At 63.2% G+C, this 15287-nt stretch carries 13 protein-coding genes; 8 read left to right on the forward strand and 5 right to left on the reverse strand.

The annotated features are described in order from the left end of the window. Window positions 1-36: 36 nt before the first annotated feature. Together J2X20_RS13750 and J2X20_RS13755 are read right to left on the reverse strand one after the other, a co-directional pair. Complete coding sequence (locus J2X20_RS13750; RefSeq protein WP_310265654.1) at window positions 37-891, reverse strand: hypothetical protein; 855 nt, start codon at window positions 889-891, stop codon at window positions 37-39. Between the two features lie 129 nt (window positions 892-1020). Next, complete coding sequence (locus J2X20_RS13755; protein WP_310265655.1) at window positions 1021-4386, reverse strand: nuclease-related domain-containing protein; 3366 nt, start codon at window positions 4384-4386, stop codon at window positions 1021-1023. A 294-nt stretch (window positions 4387-4680) separates the two neighbouring features. Between J2X20_RS13755 and J2X20_RS13760 the strand changes: the two genes are divergently transcribed. Genes J2X20_RS13760 through J2X20_RS29480 form a run of 3 tightly spaced genes read left to right on the forward strand, consistent with a single transcriptional unit; the run spans window position 4681 to window position 9078 of the window. Next, the gene (locus J2X20_RS13760) at window positions 4681-6639 is read left to right on the forward strand and encodes an ATP-dependent nuclease (RefSeq protein WP_310265657.1); all 1959 of its coding nucleotides are present in this window, start codon (window positions 4681-4683) and stop codon (window positions 6637-6639) included. Next, on the forward strand, window positions 6636-8531 hold the full coding sequence (locus J2X20_RS13765; protein ID WP_310265659.1) for a UvrD-helicase domain-containing protein: 1896 nt from the start codon (window positions 6636-6638) through the stop codon (window positions 8529-8531). The genes J2X20_RS13760 and J2X20_RS13765 overlap by 4 nt, the downstream gene beginning before the upstream one ends. A 46-nt stretch (window positions 8532-8577) precedes the next feature. Continuing rightward, window positions 8578-9078 carry a sigma-70 family RNA polymerase sigma factor gene (locus tag J2X20_RS29480; RefSeq protein ID WP_409034164.1) on the forward strand — a complete coding sequence of 167 codons (501 nt, stop codon included), beginning with the start codon at window positions 8578-8580 and terminating at the stop codon, window positions 9076-9078. A 179-nt stretch (window positions 9079-9257) separates the two neighbouring features. Here J2X20_RS29480 and J2X20_RS13775 read toward each other — a convergent pair whose 3' ends face one another. Together J2X20_RS13775 and J2X20_RS13780 are read right to left on the reverse strand one after the other, a co-directional pair. Further along, a complete protein-coding gene (locus tag J2X20_RS13775; protein ID WP_310265662.1) occupies window positions 9258-9503 on the reverse strand; it encodes a hypothetical protein in 246 nt (81 codons plus the stop codon). 74 nt (window positions 9504-9577) lie between these two features. Next, entirely contained in the window at window positions 9578-9772 is a 195-nt protein-coding gene (locus tag J2X20_RS13780) for a hypothetical protein (protein ID WP_310265664.1), read from the reverse strand. A 348-nt stretch (window positions 9773-10120) separates the two neighbouring features. Here J2X20_RS13780 and J2X20_RS13785 point away from each other — a divergent pair, with 348 nt between their 5' ends. The 3 genes from J2X20_RS13785 to J2X20_RS13795 all read left to right on the forward strand — a co-directional run bounded on the left by J2X20_RS13785 (window position 10121) and on the right by J2X20_RS13795 (window position 12230). After that, the gene (locus J2X20_RS13785; protein WP_310265666.1) at window positions 10121-10324 is read left to right on the forward strand and encodes a hypothetical protein; all 204 of its coding nucleotides are present in this window, start codon (window positions 10121-10123) and stop codon (window positions 10322-10324) included. A 223-nt stretch (window positions 10325-10547) separates the two neighbouring features. Then, window positions 10548-11525, forward strand: a complete 978-nt coding sequence (locus J2X20_RS13790; RefSeq protein ID WP_310265668.1) for an SOS response-associated peptidase family protein — start codon at window positions 10548-10550, stop codon at window positions 11523-11525. A gap of 144 nt (window positions 11526-11669) precedes the next feature. Further along, window positions 11670-12230 carry a hypothetical protein gene (locus tag J2X20_RS13795; RefSeq protein ID WP_310265671.1) on the forward strand — a complete coding sequence of 187 codons (561 nt, stop codon included), beginning with the start codon at window positions 11670-11672 and terminating at the stop codon, window positions 12228-12230. A 24-nt stretch (window positions 12231-12254) separates the two neighbouring features. Here J2X20_RS13795 and J2X20_RS13800 read toward each other — a convergent pair whose 3' ends face one another. Continuing rightward, on the reverse strand, window positions 12255-12968 hold the full coding sequence (locus tag J2X20_RS13800; protein ID WP_310265673.1) for a zinc-finger-containing protein: 714 nt from the start codon (window positions 12966-12968) through the stop codon (window positions 12255-12257). Window positions 12969-13194: 226 nt separating this feature from the next. Between J2X20_RS13800 and imuA the strand changes: the two genes are divergently transcribed. Further along, window positions 13195-14025, forward strand: coding sequence for a translesion DNA synthesis-associated protein ImuA (imuA, locus tag J2X20_RS13805; RefSeq protein WP_310265675.1), 831 nt, complete (start codon window positions 13195-13197; stop codon window positions 14023-14025). Beyond that, window positions 13934-15286 carry a Y-family DNA polymerase gene (locus tag J2X20_RS13810; RefSeq protein ID WP_310265676.1) on the forward strand — a complete coding sequence of 451 codons (1353 nt, stop codon included), beginning with the start codon at window positions 13934-13936 and terminating at the stop codon, window positions 15284-15286. Before imuA ends, J2X20_RS13810 begins: the two co-directional genes overlap by 92 nt. Window position 15287 lies beyond the last annotated feature (1 nt).

The raw sequence follows: 15287 nt of genomic DNA on the forward strand, positions 1-15287 counted from the left end.
AGCTACTCTTTAGCCCTCTCCTTCTGCTCGGCCGTCCTACAGTCGCTCTGACAACATGTGCGCGTAGGAAAGCATCCACCCAAGTAGGTGATCCCACACGTCGATGTATGTCGTGCCCGGGCCTTCTGAAGCCAGGGGATATTCGAGCAGAAGGATGGTGTTCTTCAATTTGCCGTTGCCGACAAATTGCCCGATGAAGGCGGCGTCCTCGGGTCTTGGCCGGCCACCGGAAAGCATTCCCAGATCCCTGAGCACGCCGGTTGCGAACTCATCTTTGCTATTGACCTGTCCGCGGTTGTGCACTATCACGTGCCTCATCCGCTCGATCATTTGAAGGACGAGCCTGAAGTCCACCTGATGCGCGTTGTTTTCTTCAAGCTGGCGCACACCGGGAAGCTGTCGTAGACGATTCAGTGCTACCGCTGTGGGCGGGGGATGCTTCAATGCGCGCGCCTGAGCGACCCACCACGCTGCATCCTGGCCCGCGTAAGCCCCCATCCTTCTGAGGTCCTGTTGATCCCAAACCGATGGGTCCTTGGCACCAGCACAGGCCATCGCGTCAAGCACGAAGGTCTCGAATAGCTCGAAGGCCTCGGCTAGCAGCCATTGATACTGGCGGTTGTGGCTGACTGTGAGGCTAAAAATCAGTTCGTCGTAGCTCGGCTCAGAAGAAGCGTAGAAGATTGGCCGGCGCTGCCGCATCTCGCGGAAGACCATGCTTTGATGCACAGGCCCTCCGGAAAAATGCATCGCGGCGGCCTGAGTCTGCTGTTCTCGCAGAAAGTCGGCCTCACGTCGTATCAGCCGATGCACAAGCCCCTGCTCATGCGCCACCATTGCAGCGGCTGCAGTGAACTCAGCGTACGCAGCCTGGATTTCTCTTGAGGGCAATTCAGTACCTTAAGTCCGAGGTCAATCGTCGGTTGCCATGGTCATCCTCGACGACCGTGAAGCATCCGTACTGCGAGCACTATCTCGAGGCCACTTGACTGGGTTGCCTTTGTGAGGTCGAGCTGTAGATCAATGGAGTCGCCCACTTGCGGAAGTTCGTCTTTGACCACCAGCATCTGACGTCGCCCTTGACTCGATGGCTGCAAGTGCCTTGCGGGCGACTCCCGAGAGACCGGCGTGGTCGGCAAAAGTCCGCAGCAGTTCGAGATCGTCGGCAGTCCCATGGGCTTCGATAATCGAGATCGCAAACCGCTCGGCATCGTCTTCTCCGAAAAATGCGGGGCCGGGGAAGTAACCCTGCATTGAACTTCCGCTCTGAAGGGCGGCACGGGCGAGCAACACTGACCGTTCGGGGAAGGTGTTCACGATAAGGACACCGCGTCGGTTTGTGTTCATCATCGATCGCGAGATGTCGGACAGCACGCCGACCGCTAGTGAAGGGTTGGCGGCGAGTGTGTCGAATGCCACCTTTACCATCGGCTCTGCAATCGCAGTTGCCTCGGCATGCCGCCCCATCCAGTAGTAGAGGAGACCGCAAGCGGACATCGTGTCCTCTCGCACGCCGATTCCCATTGGGCAAATGTCGGCGGGCAGATCAGTTTGAAGGTGCCCCAATGCCGTAAGAGCTGTGATGAAGACCTCAATCGCGTTCTGTCGCATGCTTGAACTCGGGTCTGGCAGACGCGCCCAGCGCGTGATTGGCGGTGCTGCAAGAGGGTCTGGGTCACGAGCAAGCTTCTCAATCAGCGAGCCAAGAAAGAAGCTGTTCTCGTTGGCGCCTGCGCAGGCCAGGCGCATCAATGCACGGTGTTGCGCATCCGACAAGTCTTCGATTGCGTTGATGTAGGCGGTGTCAAAGGGATGATCGAATTGCCCGTTATAGATGCCCCAAGCAACCTCCGCCGAGTTCTCGATGTCGGGGTTGTCTAGGAGTCGCGAGATCTCTTGCCGAACCTGCGCCTCGTGGGCTTGCAACTCACTGTCCATCGCTCCCAGGCCGCTTAGAGCTTCGATGGCGATGCCCTGCAATAGCGGATGCAACTCGGGCAAGAGTGCCTCAAGTGCTTGCGCTAGCTTCTCAGGCGCTGGCGTGTCTTCTCTCGGCAGAAAGTGCACGAAGTTCATCAGGTCTAGCTGAAGGTGGTACGGAAGCGATTTCCAGCGCTCCAGCTCCAACAGTGGCAAGGTGCGCTCGATCGCCAGCTCAAGGACGTCTTGCTGATACCTGAGTACTACGTGGGATAGAGCCAGCGCCAAATAGAACTGACCCGACGTAGCTACATCGCGCCAAACCTGCTTCAGGGCCTCCCGCCGCTCGGTGCTGTCGGAGAAGCTTGCGAAGCTGCCGCTGTGAAGGGCTGACATGACGAGCGAGATTCCTAGCTCGCGCTGGCCGAAAACGTAGGACGCTGCGAATAGGCTGGTTCGCAGTAGCTTCATCTCCTTCTGAACGGCTTCGTTTCGAAGTCGCGCGAACTCTTCCCGCAGCCGTTGATCGAGCAGGCCGACCAACTCGAGAAGCTGCTCGCAGCGCTGGCCTCGCATCACTGCTGCCGAGAGCACCGACAGCAAAGCCCGCTCGTTATCCGTCCATCCAACTTGACTGTTTGGCTCGACGCCGATTTGCCACATGTGATCGGAAGAGATGAAGAAGCGAACGTCCTCAATCTCCCTCCTCAGACGGTCCATGACGGCGTCCACTGCGTTGTTCACGACCTGACCAGCATGGGCGCCGCACTCTCCCAACATGCAAGCTCGAAGCAACGTCGCGTCAGTGGTTGCGCGCAGCAAGCGAGCAAGCAGTTTTTCGTCTTCAATTGCCCCCACCACAAATGCTCGGAGTTCGTTGAACCGAGGCATCGCTAGCGCGCCGGTCATGGCCTCGACGTCCGATCCGACGTGACGCACGATGGCTTCTGCCGCAAATGCATTCAAGTACATCTCATGGACGAAACAAAGGCGGTCTCCGCGCGAGATAAGCAAACCGGCGCGGCGCACCTCTTGGAGCACTTCGGCGCCAAGTCTTTCTCGGACCAGAATGCGGTCTACCTCGCGCATAGAGAGGCTGAACGTCACGCGCTCGAACAGCAGTTCGGCCACGCAACAGAGCAGAGTGATGCCTTGACTTGCAACCTCGCCGAGCCGGTGCCGCACGAACCGGTCAAATAACGCGGATCTGCTCGACACCCGTGTCACGTCGTGGCCCATCTGCCCTATCAGGCTGGCCTCCATGCCTGTGGCAATTGTCTGCAGTAGGGGAGAAAGAATTTCGACAGCGGCCGCTTCAAGGGCAGCAATGCGGACCTTGAGCTCCTGACTTGGTGAGGCGACGGATACCTTTCGAAGTGGAAGCAGGTCGGCGCGGTCAATGGCGATTTGCGAGCTGACGATCACCGTCGCGTCAAATTTCATCGATGCCGCCCGTAGCGTCCGAGTCAGTCGTACCCTCAGCTCCGATGGACATTCGTTGTAGCCGTCCACGAGGACGACGATCGGCCGACCCAGCGTTCGAGCTGCGGTCAACAAGGTCCGAGCAGAAGGTACATCGAGCAGGGTGGCTTCTCTGTCAAGCGCCGACCCGAACTGACCTTCAAATGACTTGCATTCCACGACTACGGGAATCGCTCCCTTTGAACATAGTCGGTTAGCAAGCACCAATGAAAGTAGCGACTTCCCGCAGCCAGAAGGGCCCTGAAGCAACAGATCCTCGCGCCTCTCGAGCAGCAGGCGCTCGATATCCGGCGCGCGCAGCGTCTCGCCGTCGGCGTCGTACGTGTCGTGCTTGTACTGAGTGGTCATCGGCGCATACGTTGCTGTGAAGGCGGCTACGTATTGCTCGAGCGTGCGCTGTGCGTCGAGAAGGCGTTGGTCCCAGGCGCTGGCATGGTCGAAGACTCTTTCAAGACCATGTTGGTCGGCAAATCCACGCCATTGCTCCGCGGTGCAACGGAGCCCAGAATGCTGTGCGAGTTGGTCGGGCAGGCCCTCAACACCTCCGAGGCTAACCTTGTGGTCGTTCGAAGGGATGTTCGACCCTGCGGCCAATCCTGGAACGAACACCACGTAGGCGGCCGGATATCCGGTCACTTCCCCCTGATGCTCCCGGATCGCGTCACGCAAGGCGTTTTTCTCGTCGAGGGCTTGCACGTAGATGTTGCGTGTGACCTTCCAACGCCCTGATCGAGTGAGTGCTGCCCACGAGCCATTCGTCGAACCGCGAAGGGGTGCCATGCCGGCCTTGGCTTCAAGTACCAACGTCAGCCTATCAGTGCCGACCACCAGATCCAACTGCCGGCCCTTTAGATTGATGTTGGCAAGAACAGTTGCGTGCTCGCCCGACGTGTCGAGCAAACGCAATAGCTCGACGAGCACAGCCCGTTCCGACTCATGCTCAATCGGAGCCCCGATGTATAGAGCGATGTGTTTTGCAAGCATGAACGCAAGTAGGCGGCAAAGATCTTCAACTGCAGATCATGGAAGACCGAAGCAGGTGTCTGATATCGCAAGTATCTACAGATACTCGACCGGCTTGCGCGCCCACAGCCGGCGGCTCGGCCGCCTTGTACCGCTCTTGCACGAGCACCATCCTCGACGACCGCGAGCGCCCGTACTACGAGCACTACCTCGAAGCCGCATAGCGCCCGTGCGCAGCTCGGTCGACGGGTTACGCTTGCTGCTTACGCACAGCGATGACGCCGCTGACTTGCACGGCGCCACAGGGAGACTGTCATGCATATTGAACGGCTTGAGCTGGAAGGCTTTCGCTGCTTTGGCCCTGTTCGAACCACAGTGGCGCTTGGCCCCGACCTTGTTGCCCTTATTGGAGACAACGGCGTTGGCAAAACAGCGCTGATTCAGGGCCTGCAGCGCATGTTCGGTGTGACGACCGAACAGCGCCGCCTGCGCAAACAGGACTTCCACGTGCCATTCAATGAAGCGGCGCGCCCTGCGGCCCGCATGCTGGTCATCGAGGCCATCGTTGCCTTCCCTGAACTGGACGCCGATGACGACAACCCAGCCGTGCCGGCGTTCTTCAAGAACATGGCGACTGAGGAGAACGGCCACCTAAAGGTTCGGCTGCGGCTGGAGGCGACCTGGACGGATGACGGCACGCTCGATGGCTCGATCGACGAGACCTACTCTGCCGTGCAGACGTTCGGCCCCTTTGAGGATGGCGACCGGCAGCCGTTGCGCGGCCCTGACCGATCGCGGATCCAGCTTCTCTATATACCAGCCACCCGCGACGGTGCCTCCCAGGTGTCGGCTTTTGTGCGCGGCCGACTGTGGCGCGCCATCGACTGGTCGGGGGAGGTCAGGGATTCTCTGACCGGCGCAGGCACAGAGGTCAACGCTGCGTTCGCTGGCGAGGCAGCGGTGGCCAATATCAGCGCTGCATTGACGCGGCGATGGCAGCAGCTGCACTCGGCAGGCACCGATGCCCAGCCGATCTTCAGGCCGGTCGACACCCGTTGGCAGGAGTTTGTCCGCCGAGTCGAAGTGGTGTTCCACCCTGACGAGCATGGGCAGGACCGAGCGCTTGAAGACCTCAGCGACGGCCAGCGGTCGCTGTTTCATCTGGCCATGGCAGCTGCGACCTTGGACATCGAGAGGCAGCTCGCCGGCGGCAACCCGCCGGGCGGCTTTGCGGACGGCGGCGTGGCCGTTCCGGTGTTGACGCTGATCGCGCTTGAAGAGCCCGAGAACAACCTGGCCCCGTTCTACCTCTCGCGGATCATTCAGCAGGTGCTGGAGATCGCGGCAGGCAGCAACGCCCAGGCCATCATCTCCAGCCATTCACCCAGCATCCTTGCTCGCATCGACCCTGGCAGCGTGCGTCATTTCAGGCTGGACCTGGACAACCGCTGCAGCGTGGTGCGTGGCATCACCCTGCCGGCCGACGATGAAGACGCATCGAAGTTCGTCCGTGAGGCCGTGCGGGCCTACCCGGAGCTGTACTTCGCCCGCTACGTGATCCTCGGTGAAGGCGCCACCGAGGAGGTGGTGTTACCGCTGCTGGCAAAAGCGATGGGCTTCCCGATCGATCGCTCATTTGTCGCTGTCGTGCCGCTGGGTGGCCGCCACGTGAACCACCTGTGGCGACTCCTGTCGGGCTTGCAGATCCCGTACGTGACCTTGCTGGATCTCGACTGGGGGCGCAGCGGCGGCGGCCTGGGCCGGATCAAGACGGCATGCGAGCAGCTGCTGAGCGTCGGTGTGACCGGCGAGAGCCTGTTCGGCGCGAACCTCAGGCCAGAGGGCCCTGCCGCAAACCTTGCGCTTATTGCCGCGGGACCCCAGGGTGACTTTGCCAACCTACAGGGGTGGACGGCATGGTTGGAGAACTTTAACGTCTTCTTCTCTGGGCCGCTGGACCTGGACTACTGCATGCTTTGGGCGTATCCGGCGGCCTATCGCGTGCTGGATGTCGGGATGCGCGGGCCGCAGCAACGCGGAAATGCGCGCGACGCCGTCCTTGGGGATGACGGTACGCCGGCCTTCTACGATGTGGCGCACGACGACCCTTTGCGCTGGTACAGATACCTGTTCCTTGGGCGCGGCAAGCCCAGCACGCATGTTCGAGTCTTGAGCCGGCTTGATCCGGCGCAGTTAGAACGGGCCATGCCACAGGTGTTGCAGCGCATGCTGCGCAGGGTCGTCGACCACCTTGAGCAAGCTGTAGCGCGATGACTTGGCAGCCGGTCGCGCCCGAGGCGTGGCGTCCCCGAGGCATTCCGGACCTGGAGCCCAATGCATGGACGGCATTGCGGCGCCAGGCGTCGACGCTGGTCGTCGCCGGGCCCGGCGCTGGCAAGTCGGAGTTCCTGGCTCAGCGCGCGGCCTATCTGTTGGAGGCCGGGCTGTGCCAGGGACCCAAGCAGATCCTCGCGATCTCCTTCAAGACGGACGCGGCCGCCAACCTCGCGGCGCGCGTGCGCAAGCGCTGCCCGCCCGAGCTGTCCAGCAGGTTCACGTCGCTCACCTTCGACGCGTTCACCAAGAGCCTGGTCGACCGCTTCCTCTCCGTCATCCCGCAGATCTGGCGCCCGACGCGGCCCTACGACATCGCCTTCCCTACAAGGCGCATGTTCGAGGACGCGCTGAACGAGATCCGTGATCAGGCGCCAACTGCTTTGCAGGCCGGGATTGCCGCCCTCGCCCCAGAGTGGTTCGAGACCTTCAACGTGGGCGGTCTTCGGCTGCCGATAGAGATGCCCGATGGGGCCGTGACTCCCGAGCAATTTGCGGTCTATCACTGGCTGCAGCGGCAGCTGCGCGGTGCGCGCGCATCCAAGCTCAGTTTCGTTACTTTGAATCGCCTGGCGGAACTGATCGTGCGTGGCAATCAGAAGATCGCACGCGCCCTGCGCATGACCTATCCCTTCGTGTTCGTGGACGAGTTCCAGGACACGACGTTTGCCCAGTACGACTTCTTGCTCTCAGCGTTCGGCCACGGCGCCACGACCGTTACGGCGGTTGGGGACCACAAGCAGCGGATCATGGGGTGGGCCGGTGCGCGCCAGGATGCCTTTGAGCGGTTCGAGGCTGACTTCGGCGCGCAGCGCGTCAACCTGCTCTTCAACTTCAGGTCGTCGCCAGAGCTGGTGCGCGTGCAGCACTTCGTGGCCCAGGCGCTAGACCCGCACTCGCCATTGATCCAGTCTCAGGCGCCAGGCCAGCTTGATCGGGACGTTGTTCAGGTGTGGCGCAGTCGCTCGACCATCGTGGAGCAGCAGCGCCTTGCCGAGTGGATTGCGGCGGACATGGCTGCTCGCCGCAAGCAGCCTCGCGACTATGTGCTGTTGGTGCGGCAGAGGGCCGATCAGTTCGAGGAAGAACTGCAGCCAGCGTTTGCTGCACTGGGCCTCAGCCTGCGCAACGAAAGCCGGGCGGTTGGCAGGACCAATGTGCAGGATCTAATGGTCGACGACGCGGCTTCGGTCGCGTTGTGTGCCCTGCGGCTTGCGACGGGGCAGCGCAGCGCAGCAGCCTGGTCGACGCTCTCCGGCGCCGTCTACGCGGTCAGGGGTGCTGAAGAAGATGATGAGCTGCTTCGCGCCCGGGCCGACCGCGACCTGCAGCAGTTCCTGGGCGAGTTGGGGCGGGACATCCGCGACCAGGTGCCATCCACTGAATTGGCAGAAGAGATCTCGCGTCGGATCTTTGAGTTCCTGGGCGTGCCTGCACTTAAGGCTGCCTTTAGCGCCTACACGCGCAACGACTTGCTCGAAGTGATGATGGAGGCGTTCTCGCTGCACCTGCAGCAATCGGCCTGCGAGGCGGGGTCGTGGCCAGCATGCATCGACCGCTTCGTCGGCGCTCACGACATCCCGATGATGACGGTGCACAAGAGCAAGGGGCTGGAGTACGACACGGTCTTCTTCGTCGGCCTGGACGACCGGTCCTGGTGGGCCCACACACCAGGGAACCCGGAGGGCATCGCGACCTTCTTTGTGGCTTTGTCGCGTGCCAAGCAGCGAGCTGTCTTTCTGTTCTGCGAGCACCGCGGAGCGCGGCAACGCATCTCCGAGTTGTACGAGATGCTCACCCGTGCCGGGGTCGAAGAGACGGTCGTCGACTGACGGCGTGCTGGGTGGCGAGTTGCGCCGCGCAGTAGACCTACGTCCTATGCATCAGCGCGCACGGCAGAAAGGCGGCAAGCTGCCAAGTCTGATTCCGAGATCAAAACGGCAGCTCGGCGTCGTCATCCATGTGCATCGCCGCGCGCAGCCGTCCTGCGTCCTGGTGCGGAGGAGCCCAACTCAGGCTTTGCCCCAATCCAACAAGACTGGGCGAATAGCAGAAACTTGCGGCGTGACCACTAGCTCCGTCCCCCTCCTTGCTGAGCTTGAAGACGAAGACGACCTAGACAACAGCGTAGGGCCCACCGTCCCAGACGAGACCTACGTGGGTCTAGAGCGGAAGCAAGCCCTGCGCCAAATCGTCAATGTCGTCGAGCGCCTGCCAGCGCCAGAGCGCCGCGTCGTTTTCACGCATTACTTTCAGCTCCACACCTTCGAAGAAATCGCGTTCGACATGGGTCTGACGAAGGGCCGCGTCTCCCAGCTTCATCACGCGGCGCTGCGAAGAATTCGGGAATGGGGAAGCGCTAAGGATTTGCCGCGGTAGCGCCGGTCCGGCGTGTCGCACGGGCGCCGCAAAAAAGAGCCCCGGCGCTTGGCCGGGGTGGAAGTCGCCTTCGCTGTCACGACAGGCGCCTGCTTAGGGAGGAAAAGCAGGGGGCCGGAAGGCCCGTCGCAACTCTACCCCTTCAGGGATCGACAACATGGCCGGGCTGCGCCTGAGGTTCAGCGCGGCGTCAAATGGCTGAGTCCCTGCTTAGCAGGCGTGCGGAGTGCCGTCTCCTGCATTCCCTTCCGGTATTCATAGAACGCTGTCGCCAGACGCTCGCCGAATCCCGGGCCGGTGGGGATGCTCATTACCAGTTTCCCTTGGCCATCACGCGCACGGACCATCCCGTCCGTCCGCTCAAAAGACAGCTGGCCCACGCCGGCCACCGGTCCAAAGCTGCGGTTGAATTCGAACAATGCCATCGCTCTTCTCCCATTCAGGTATTGAACGCTTCCGCGGTGGCCGCGTGGGGGGACGCGGGCAGCGGCTGCAATCGTCAGATGAAACGAATCTGGCGGCCCTCGAAGCACGCAAGCAACTGCTGCCAAGCTTCGTCGTCCATTTCGTTGACCTCCACTCCATCAAGGAACTGAGCTTTCCTGAACTCTTCGCGCACGGTATCGGGCCACACGTCATGCAGCCTGCGGGCAGCGGCCCGGCGTTCAGCGACTGGGAGTTTGATGGCGGGCATTTCTGGCCTCGGTTCTGCTGTCTGCGATGGCACCAGTGTCCGAAGCCGTAGACGCATTGGGTATCGCCCTCAGGTGGGAGCCCAGCGGGCCCTATCCCCCCAATGGGGGAGACACCCCCCTCAGATTCCCCATTCAAGGCGATGGCCTGGGCCGGCGGTGACCGAGACAATGACCGTCATTGAACAGCACCTAGGAGCTAGCCACCGGCGTGCATGTGCCGCGGTATCGCGGCGATGACGGTATCCCGCGCCCCAGCGGCCGCCCAGGGCTTTCTACGGGCAGTCCCCGGCGACGGCCGTCGGTCGAAGCGCGAAACTCAGACCATCACCCAACTACGATCAGGCCTCATGCCGCTCGATACCCTGCCGAACTCCCGGGCTGAATTCGAGACCTTTTTCCTGAGCTCACGCAATGCCAGGCGCATTGACGATCTCGAACGCCGCGAAGACGGCACCTACATGCATCGGCACACCCAACGCCACTGGTGGACCTGGCAGTGCGCGCGAGCAAAAAGGGAATGGGCCGGGGCGTCGAACTCCTCGGCGAAGTGATGGCTAGCGCTGGCTTGCAGGGGGCGGAGAGTTGGGCCGCGGAGTTTGAGGCTTGGTATGACCGGGAGGCATGGCCGAGTGAACAGCGTGCCACCGCTGCATTCATCGGCATGAAGCTACGGCAATTGACAGTTGCGTAGCCCGCCCTCGCCTGAGGGCGCTGGGACGAGGTGACCTTGGCCAGGCCGCTTTAGCATCACGGCCTCAAGGCTGGAGGTTGCTGATGTGCTACTCAGCGCAGATTTGGTCGGACTACCGGAAATACATTCGCGAGTTCCGCGCCAAGGTGGGGATCAAGGAGTTCCGCAACCTGTTCTTCAGGAAGGCCCAGGGCGCGCAGTTGCTATGGCCCAAGGGCATGGAGATGGTCTTCGCCGACCCACAAACCGATGAGGAGCGCGAGATCTGGGAGCTGATCCAGGAGTGCCGACGGAACGATGCGTTGGTCTTCGAGAAGGGCCTGTTCGAACAGCGCAAGCGTGTAGTAGATGCTCAGCGCAAGATCGACGCGAAGCCCAACAAACCCAACAAGGGCGCGCACGAGGACGTGCGTATCGGCAATAACAAAGTCAGTTGGAATCTGACCAAGCTCGCCGACATCAACCGGACCGAGCCCAAGGAGGCCGACTCGCGGATCTTCCCGGACTGGTACGTGCCGGTGATGACCATGCTCGATGGCGAACTGGTGGTGCGCCCGATGCGCTACCACTGCCGACCGGCCCGGGCGACGCCGAAATACGACGAGGAATATCCCGACACCTTCAACGCAAGGCGGACCAGCCTGGAGAAGTTCTGGCGCGGCGAATGGGGCCAGACCCACGGCGTCATCATGACCGACTGGTTCTATGAGCACGTGGACCTTCACAAGGCCGAAGGTCGCGAGCTGCGCCCGGGCGAAGCGCCAACCGACACGATCATTACGTTCAGACCGGACTACGGTCGCCCCATGATGGTGGCCTGCCTGTGGTCCCACTGGCGCGCAAGAAACGAGACCGAGGAAGACCTGCTGTCGGTCGCGTTTATCACCGACGATCCGCCGCCGGAGGTGGCCGCGGCCGGCCACGACCGCTGCGTGATTCCGCTGAGGCACGAGAACCTGATGGCCTGGCTGAACCCGGACGTGAACGACCTGGACGCCCAGCAGGCCATCCTCGACGACCGCGAGCGCCCCTACTACCGGCACTACCTCGAAGCGGCTTGAAGGACGCTCGACGATATGACCGACTGCTGGATTTGTGGTGCCCCAGCCGACAGCGCAGAGCACATGGTGAAGGCCTCGGACTTCCGCTCAGTTTTCGGAAAGGTGTCACAGGTCGCGCCGGCGTACCGGCACTCGCGAGATCACATGAACGAGCCGGTGCGCGGTGCTCAGGCCGGCATCCTGAAGTTCAAACCGTCGCTATGCGGGTACTGCAACAACGCGCGCACGCAACCGCACGACAAGGCCTGGCAGAGGCTGTCTGAGTACCTTCGCGACCACGAGCCTCCGTTGAAGGGCGGAAGGCGAATCCCGTTTGAGCGTGTCTTCACTGGCCCGGTCGCGCAATCGATGCTGGACGTACACCTCTACTTCACGAAGCTGCTGGGCTGCTACGCCTTTGAGTACGGAGTGCCGTTGCCAATCTGGGAGTTCGGGTTGTGCATCAAGAATGGCATTGCCCACCCGCACATGCGCCTGATCTTCGTTCCCATCACCTCGAACTCCACGCGCTACCAGATCCAGGTTGGGCACATCAACGCGGCGCAGGTCGGCAACCGTGCCGTCTCGGCGAGCTGGTTTTACATCGTCGGCAACATCGGCGTCGCGGTGTCCTATTGCGAGCCCGGCCGCGCGCGGCTCACGCGCGATCCAGGGTGGCATCCTGACGACGTTGGAACTCTGGTGCGCCTGGCCAAGGTGAGCTGAGCCTACTCAGCCTCAAAGACGTGCTCAGTGGCGTGTCGGGCGGGCCGCACGCTTGGGCCGGCGGCAGTACAGGATGAGTTCGTGCAGCCCTTCGTTCTCATCGGCCAGCAGGCCGGTGCGCACGGTCCAGGTCTGCCGATCGGGCCAGTAGTCGATGTCCTCGTCGTGCGCGCGCACGACCAGATGCCCGTCGGGCGCGACGGTGAATTCGATGCCGGCCTGCATCAGCCAATGCGCGGCACCAGGCGCAGGTGGCGGCTCATTGGGCGCGCGGGTCAGGTCCTCGATGGCCAGCATGACTTTGACGCACTCGTCGTAGGTCAGGCTGGCCACGTGGGCCTCTTCCTTGCGGATGTTGAGCAGGCGTGCCATCCAGCTGTAGGCCTCGGCGCGGTTCATGCACGCCGGCGGCTGCCAGAGCGCGTCGAACATGCGGTGAGTCTCGATGCGTGCCGCGCGCAGCTCTTCGTTGGCGAGGCTGCCCATCGGGAGGGTGCCATCGCTTTCGATTTCATCGCCGCCAGGTAGCGGTATGCGAGCGCCAGGCCTGTGACAGCCCACATGGGCATCGCAGCAGGTGCAGCGCCAGATGTAGCGCTCAGCCAGCTCCGGTCGATCCGGATACACCTCGGCACCCGTCACCAGCTCGACGGCCGAATGGCAGTACAGGCAGCGCTCGGGTGGGCCTAGGGGGACCCGCGGTGCGACATCGATCATCTGAACGGCGGCGGCGTGCATCTGCGGGTGGACGTTTTCGGGCTGGATGGTGTACTGTATAAATAAACAGCATTTCATTCAACCCATGTCCGCGCACCCAGTGGAGGCCATTCTGTCCCCCACGCTCAGTCCCACCAAGCAGCTTGAGCTGCTACTGCCGCCCGTCGAAGCGGCGAGGCCTCCGTGCGACGTCGTTGCGGACCCGGTGGCTCCGGCGGTCGAGGAGACCCCTGTAGGCCCCGCCAGCGTGCCAGATGGCGTCCTGGCGTCCCCGACGCAGAACGCTGCCCCTACCGGCGCCGAACTGCCTTCGGAGCTGGCCGACAGCGTCTGGCGAGCCGCTGAGCTCGGCCGCGGGCGGGCAAGCTTTGTGGGCACGGGTTTCCCGGCGCTAGATGCCGAGCTGCCGGACGGCGGCTGGCCCTGCGGCAGCATGATCGAGATCCTGCAGTCGCAGCCGTCGCTGCTGGAATGGCGCATGGTGGGGCCCAGCCTCGCGCCCCTGGTCAACGGTGGCCGGTCGGTGGTCGTCATCGGCCCGCCCAAGCCACCCTATCTGCCCGGCTTGCGCCACCTTGGCCTGACCGAGGACTGCCTGGTCTGGATCCGTGCCGACAAGCCCTCTGACCGACTCTGGTCAGCCGAGTTACTGCTGCGGGCCAACGCCGCAGCGGCGGTGCTGACCTGGCTGCCGCACTGCCTCCCGGGCCAACTGCGCCGCCTGCAGGTGGCCACGCAGGGCTGCGAGGGACCCGTGTTCGTCTTCCGGCCCCTGGACGCACGCTACGACGCGTCACCGGCGCCGCTGCGCCTGGTGGCTTCGCAGCTGATCGACTGGCAGCTCAAAGTCGAGATCATCAAGCGCCGTGGCCCCACCCACGAAGCCCCGCTGCTGCTGGACTCCATCCCAGGTGGCCTGAACCACGTCCTGACGCCGCGCATGCGCCGGCCCAGCCTCATCGTCCGAAGCAAGGAGGCCCGACGCCATGTTGTGGGTCGCCCTCACAACCCCGCACACGCCGCTGCTGCCCGCCTCACCGAAGAAGTCCTCGCCCGCATTGCCGCTAGCCACGGCTGAGGCCCTGCGCGGCATTGCGACCTGGTGCCTTCAGTTCACACCGAGGGTGGCGTTGGTCGAAGGTTGTGCGGTCGCATTGGAGGTCTGGAGCAGCCTGCGGCTGTTCCGGGGCGAGGACGCGCTGAAGGCCCGCATTGCTGCAGAGGCGCCGGACCTCGGCGTGATTGGCATCGGCTGGGCGCCGACGGCAATGGGTGCGCTCGTGCTGGCCCGCTGCGGCGTGAGCCTGGATGGCCGGCCGCTGACACCGGTGCTCGACCAGCAGCCCCTGCCCGCGCTCACTGCAGCTGCCGAGCATGCGGCCACGCTGACCCACGCAGGCATCAACACGCTGGGCCAGCTGCGGGTGCTGCCGCGCAAGGCCACGGGCCGGCGTTTCAGCGAGCAGCTGCTGGTGGCACTGGACCAGGCCTATGGCCGGCGGCCTGAAGTTTTCGAGTGGCAGCAGATCCCGGAGGACTTCCTCGCTCGGTTCGAGCTGCCCGCCCGCGAGGACCAGGCGATGGCGCTGATGGAATACGCCAGGCCGCTGCTCATGCAAATGTGCGGTTGGCTTGCTGCGCGGCATGCCGGGGCCGAGGGTTTTCGGCTGACGTGGATCCATGACTCCATGCGGGCCAAAGATGCCGGCGACGGCGGGCACCTGGTCATTCGCTCGTCCACGCCAGGCCGCGACCTTAACCACTTCGCCCGGTTGCTGTCTGAGCACCTGGCCAAGACAGAGCTGCTGGCGCCAGTGGGCGAGCTGAAGCTGGAGGCGGTCGGCATCGAGCTTGTCGTCGAGGAGAGCCTGTCCCTGCTGCCCAAGTCCATGAGCGGTGGCGAGGCGCTGACGCCGGTGCTGGAGCAGATCGCTGCGCGGCTGGGCGAAGACCTAGTGGTGCAGCCCTTCGAGGTCGACGACCACCGGCCTGAATGCAGGACCCGCTGGGATGCCTTCGCCAAGCGCCGGACGCGCAAGACGTCAGAGGTGGATCCGCTGCCGGCGCCGACCTTCCTACTGCCGGAACCGCTGAGGCTGGCTGTCTCCAACGAACGGCCCCAGTACCAGGGCGCGCTATATCCCATCCTTGGGCCGGAGCGCGTCGAGGGCGGTTGGTGGGACCGGGTGCCGGGTGAAGCCGGCGTGCCGGGGACGGCGCGCCACGTCGAGCGCGACTACTGGGTCGCGGTCTCCAAGACGGCGGGGAAGCTGTGGATCTTCAGCACCCGCCAGGATGACGGCACGCCCGCCTGGTACTTGCACGGCATCTTCGGCTGAG

Origin of the sequence: Roseateles saccharophilus (genome assembly GCF_031458095.1) — a bacterium.
Classification (GTDB): domain Bacteria; phylum Pseudomonadota; class Gammaproteobacteria; order Burkholderiales; family Burkholderiaceae_C; genus Pelomonas; species Pelomonas saccharophila_A.

Bases quoted from the DNA above. Each gene is read 5' to 3' on its own strand.
- J2X20_RS13755 (WP_310265655.1), bottom strand. From the start codon at position 4,386: ATGCTTGCAAAACACATCGCTCTATACATCGGGGCTCCGATTGAGCAT.
- J2X20_RS13760 (WP_310265657.1), top strand. From the start codon at position 4,681: ATGCATATTGAACGGCTTGAGCTGGAAGGCTTTCGCTGCTTTGGCCCT.
- J2X20_RS13765 (WP_310265659.1), top strand. From the start codon at position 6,636: ATGACTTGGCAGCCGGTCGCGCCCGAGGCGTGGCGTCCCCGAGGCATT.
- J2X20_RS29480 (WP_409034164.1), top strand. From the start codon at position 8,578: ATGCATCAGCGCGCACGGCAGAAAGGCGGCAAGCTGCCAAGTCTGATT.
- J2X20_RS13775 (WP_310265662.1), bottom strand. From the start codon at position 9,503: ATGGCATTGTTCGAATTCAACCGCAGCTTTGGACCGGTGGCCGGCGTG.
- J2X20_RS13780 (WP_310265664.1), bottom strand. From the start codon at position 9,772: ATGCCCGCCATCAAACTCCCAGTCGCTGAACGCCGGGCCGCTGCCCGC.
- J2X20_RS13785 (WP_310265666.1), top strand. From the start codon at position 10,121: ATGCCGCTCGATACCCTGCCGAACTCCCGGGCTGAATTCGAGACCTTT.
- J2X20_RS13790 (WP_310265668.1), top strand. From the start codon at position 10,548: ATGTGCTACTCAGCGCAGATTTGGTCGGACTACCGGAAATACATTCGC.
- J2X20_RS13795 (WP_310265671.1), top strand. From the start codon at position 11,670: ATGAACGAGCCGGTGCGCGGTGCTCAGGCCGGCATCCTGAAGTTCAAA.
- J2X20_RS13800 (WP_310265673.1), bottom strand. From the start codon at position 12,968: ATGCACGCCGCCGCCGTTCAGATGATCGATGTCGCACCGCGGGTCCCC.
- J2X20_RS13810 (WP_310265676.1), top strand. From the start codon at position 13,934: ATGTTGTGGGTCGCCCTCACAACCCCGCACACGCCGCTGCTGCCCGCC.